Annotated in this window: 4 protein-coding genes and 3 pseudogenes; all 7 read left to right on the top strand. The window is 25.0% G+C overall.

Features of this window, described 5'->3' with window-relative positions:
* The first annotated feature begins 20 nt into the window (after positions 1-20).
* Positions 21-340: pseudogene (ndhC, locus tag IPL79_20455) on the top strand (NADH-quinone oxidoreductase subunit A).
* Between the two features lies 1 nt (position 341).
* The gene (locus IPL79_20450; GenBank protein ID MBK9073344.1) at positions 342-806 is read left to right on the top strand and encodes an NADH-quinone oxidoreductase subunit C; all 465 of its coding nucleotides are present in this window, start codon (positions 342-344) and stop codon (positions 804-806) included.
* Complete coding sequence (locus IPL79_20445; GenBank protein ID MBK9073343.1) at positions 803-1006, top strand: hypothetical protein; 204 nt, start codon at positions 803-805, stop codon at positions 1004-1006. The genes IPL79_20450 and IPL79_20445 overlap by 4 nt, the downstream gene beginning before the upstream one ends.
* Before the next feature lies 1 nt (position 1007).
* Positions 1008-2200: pseudogene (locus tag IPL79_20440) on the top strand (NADH-quinone oxidoreductase subunit D).
* A 10-nt stretch (positions 2201-2210) separates the two neighbouring features.
* Positions 2211-2807 carry a hypothetical protein gene (locus tag IPL79_20435; protein MBK9073342.1) on the top strand — a complete coding sequence of 199 codons (597 nt, stop codon included), beginning with the start codon at positions 2211-2213 and terminating at the stop codon, positions 2805-2807.
* The gene (locus IPL79_20430) at positions 2708-3151 is read left to right on the top strand and encodes a F0F1 ATP synthase subunit A (GenBank protein ID MBK9073341.1); all 444 of its coding nucleotides are present in this window, start codon (positions 2708-2710) and stop codon (positions 3149-3151) included. Before IPL79_20435 ends, IPL79_20430 begins: the two co-directional genes overlap by 100 nt.
* Before the next feature lie 152 nt (positions 3152-3303).
* Positions 3304-4432: pseudogene (locus IPL79_20425) on the top strand (F0F1 ATP synthase subunit alpha).

Here is a 4432-nt window from a genome sequence, read left to right as displayed (position 1 = left end):
ATTATTATGGTAGATTAAGTTTGGTTGTTTTAATATCATTTATAATTATAACATTAAGTTATATTTTAATTACAGTTAAAAAACCTCAAAATTTTGAAAAATTATCTTCGTATGAATGTGGTTTTCAGCCTTTTGAGGATTCAAGACATTTATTTAATATTAAATTTTATTTAATTGGTATTTTATTTGTTGTTTTTGATCTCGAAATAATTTTTTTATTTCCATGGTGTGTATCATTTTATTTAATAGGATTTTATGGTTTTTGGGTTATAATAGTATTTTTATTAATATTAATCATAGATTTTTCTATGAATTAGAAAAAGGTGCTTTAAATTTTTAAAATGAAAAATCAATTATCTATAAAATTTAATAAATCAATTAGATTATTTAATATTTTGATTTTACTACGTTCATTTTTTAATAAAATAATTTATAATGTAGAATTAGTTTATGATTTTAATTTATTAATTTCTGATGTAATTATAAATATAACAAACATTAAATATTTTTGGACATTAATGATTATGTTAAAAAACAGCATTTTATTTAATTATTATCAATTAAATGATATCACCTGTATTGATAATTTATCACTTTTAAAACAAAGTCAAGATAATAATAAAAATAGGTTTTCAATAATTTATATTTTTACAAATATAAAAAATAATTCACGTTTAATTGTAAAATTAACAATTAATAAAAATCAACGAATACCATCATTATGTAATTTATTTTTATGTTCAAATTGGTTAGAACGAGAAATTTATGATTTATTTGTGTTATTTTCTCAAATCATCCTGATTTGAGACGAATTTTAACCGATTATGGGTTTTCTCACAATCCTTTGTTAAAGGATTTCCCTTTAACAGGGTATATTGAATTACGTTATAATGAAGCATTAAAATGTGTTGAATATCAACCAGTAAAATTAATGCAAGAATATAGATTTTTTAATTTTGAAAGCCCATGGAATCAATATTTAATAAAAACAAATTTAGAAATTTGATATGACTTCATTAAAAAGATTTAAAGAATTACGTAATTTTTTATTAAATTTTGGTCCTCAGCACCCTGCAGCACATGGTGTTTTAAGATTAATTTTAGAATTAGATGGGGAAATAATTACTCGAGCAGATCCTCACATCGTTTATTACATAGAGGAACTGAAAAATTATTAGAATATAAAACATATTTACAAGGTTTACCTTATTTTGATAGATTAGATTATGTGTCTATGATGGCTCAAGAATTAACCTATTCTCTTGCTATAGAAAATTTATTAGGAATTAAAATTTCTAATAAAGCTAATTTTATTAGAACCATTTTTTTAGAAATAACTCGAATATTAAATCACTTATTAGCTTTAACGACTCATGCTTTAGATGTAGGTGCAATGACTCCCTTTTTATGGGCATTTGAACGACGAGAAAAATTAATGGAATTATATGAAAGGGTATCTGGTGCTAGAATGCATGCAAATTATATTAGACCTGGAGGCGTTACATATGATTTAACTAATGAAATTTTAACTGATATTTGGATAATTATGGAAGATATTTTATATAATATTGAACAACTAGAAATTGTGTTACATTCTAATAGAATTTGGAAACAACGATTAATTGATATAGGTATTGTTACCAGCTCTATGGCCTTAAACTGGGGTTTTCTGGTGTAATGCTACGTGTCAGGGTATAATTGGGATTTACGTAAAAATTATCCATTTAATAATATTTATTCAGAATTGAATTTTAAAATCCCAGTGGGTTCAGTTGGGGATTGCTATGATCGTTTTTTAATAAGAGTAGAAGAAATAAAACAAAGTGTTAAAATTATAGAATTTTGTCTAAATAATTTTCCTACTGAAAAATTACATAATAACCTTGATAATAAAACTATTTTTCCTACTCGACAAATGATGAAATATTCTATGGAATCTTTGATTCATCATTTTAAGCTTTTTACTGAAGGATTTAATATTCCTGATGGTGAAACTTATTTTGCTATTGAGGCTCCTAAAGGGGAATTTGGTGTTTATTTAGTTACTAATAATACAAATAAACCATATCGTTGTAGAATAAGGGCTCCTGGATTTTTTCATTTACAGGGTTTAGATCATATGTCTAACCAACATATGATTGCTGATTTAGTAACAATTATAGGGACTCAAGATATTGTTTTTGGAGAAATAGATCGTTAAATTTTTTTAAATGTTTTATAGTCCATTAGAACAATTTTTACTTTTACAAGATAAATATACTTTTATCACAAATATTTTTTTAGGCTTACCAATTGAGTTCGATGATGATAAATTTTGGTTTGTAGCCTCATTTCAGATGATTTATGATTTTTTTTTATATGAAGTTTTAGCTGTAAATATACAAAATTTTAATTTTTATTTTACATTAGTTAATTTACAATATTATAAACTAAGTTTATTTTTAATTGTATTGTTAACAGCAATAGCCTCATATAATTCAAAAATATTGCCATCGTCATTATGGCAATATTTTACGCAACAAAGTCATATTATAGCACAAACAGTTTTAAAACCAACATTTGGAGCACATTATCCTTTTGAAATTAGATTTTATAATTACTATCCATTATTATATTTTATTTTTATTTTCATATTATGTAATAATTTATTGGGTTTAGTTCCGTACGGGTTTTCTAATAGTGCTTTTATTATTCATAATTTTACTTTATCTTTTTTATTTTTAGCTGGATTAACTTTAATAGTTTATTTATTCAAGGAGTTTATTATTACCAATTATTTATTCCAAAAAATTTACCAACCTATTTAATTCCATTTTTAATGATAATTGAAATTATTTCACATGTTGCTAAAGTTTTTAGTTTAGCTATTCGATTATTTGCAAATATTATGTCAAGTCATATTTTATTACATATTCTTGCAGGATTTACATTAAAAATTTTAGATTTTAATTTAATTTTAGGATTAATTCCTTGTATAATTATTTTAATTATTGTATTTTTAGAAATAGGAATAGCATTTTTACAAGCATATGTATTTACAGTTTTATTAGCAATTTATTTTGAAGAAACATTTAAATTATTAGAATTACAACCTAATTTAAAAAAAAGTGAGCATCGTCCATTAATTATGGAATATGATTTTATAAATTAAAACAGTTTAGTTTTTATGTTAATATCTGCGGGTTTAAATTCATCTATTAAAAATTTTTCATCATTTAACTTGGTTAAATCATATTATACTACCGATGTAAATAAAAAAAAAACTCTTAATAAATCATTTTTATTAGATTTTGGGTATGTTGAATCAGTAGGTTCAGTATTGCTATAGTAAAGGGTTTATTAAATGTTCGTTCAGGAGAACTCGTTTTTTTTTATCCTAATAATGTTTATGGATTAACTTTAACTTTAGCAAATGAAAGAGTTGGTATCGTTTTATGTTGTGATGAAAGTAAAGTTAGTGAAAATGATATAGTTTCACGAACAGGGACTAGAATGTCTGTTGGTGTTGGATACGAATTATTAGGAACAGTTGTTAATCCATTAGGATTCCAAGTTGGTGGAGATGTTCAGTTAAAAAATGTAAATTTAAAAAAAGCACCAATTACTCCAAAAATACCAGTATTATTGATAGACAACCTGTTTTTGAGCCATTATCTACTGGCTTAACTATTGTTGATAGTTTAGTACCAATTGGACGTGGACAAAGGGAATTAATTATTGGTGATCGTCAAACTGGTAAAACATCAATTGCTATTGATACTATTTTAAATCAAAAGAATGTTATTTGTGTTTATGTTAGTATTGGCCAAAAATGTTCAGCTATAGCTCAACTTTATTTTAAATTAAAAGGCTTAAATAAAATTAATAATACTATTATTGTTAGTTCAACTGCTTCAGATCCAGCACCTTTACAATATTTAGCACCATATACAGGTTGTACTATTGCTGAATTTTTTAGAGATAATGGAGATTCATGTTTAATAATTTATGATGATTTATCAAAACATGCAATTGCTTATAGACAAATGTCTCTTTTATTAAGAAGACCACCAGGACGAGAAGCATTTCCTGGAGATGTATTTTATTTACATTCAAGATTATCAGAAAGAGCTGCTAAATTATCAAGCGCTAAAAAAGGGGGTTCATTAACAGCTTTACCTATTGTTGAAACTCAAGCAGGTGATGTTTCGGCTTATATTCCTACTAATGTAATTTCTATTACAGATGGACAAATTTTTTTAGATGCTGAATTATTTAATCAAGGAGTTCGTCCAGCAATACATGCAGGATTATCTGTTAGTAGAGTTGGGTCTGCTGCACAATATCCAGCGATGAAATCTATTGCTGGTAATTTAAAATTAGAATTAGCTCAATATAGAGAAGTTTTAGGGTTTACTAAATTTGGTTCAGATATTGATCCAGCTACCGCAAG

Source organism: Myxococcales bacterium, from assembly GCA_016716835.1.
Taxonomy (GTDB): Bacteria; Myxococcota_A; Polyangia; order Haliangiales; family Haliangiaceae; genus JADJUW01.
The sequence above is the reverse complement of the archived record's forward strand: the minus strand, read 5'-3'. Positions and strand labels throughout refer to the sequence as shown.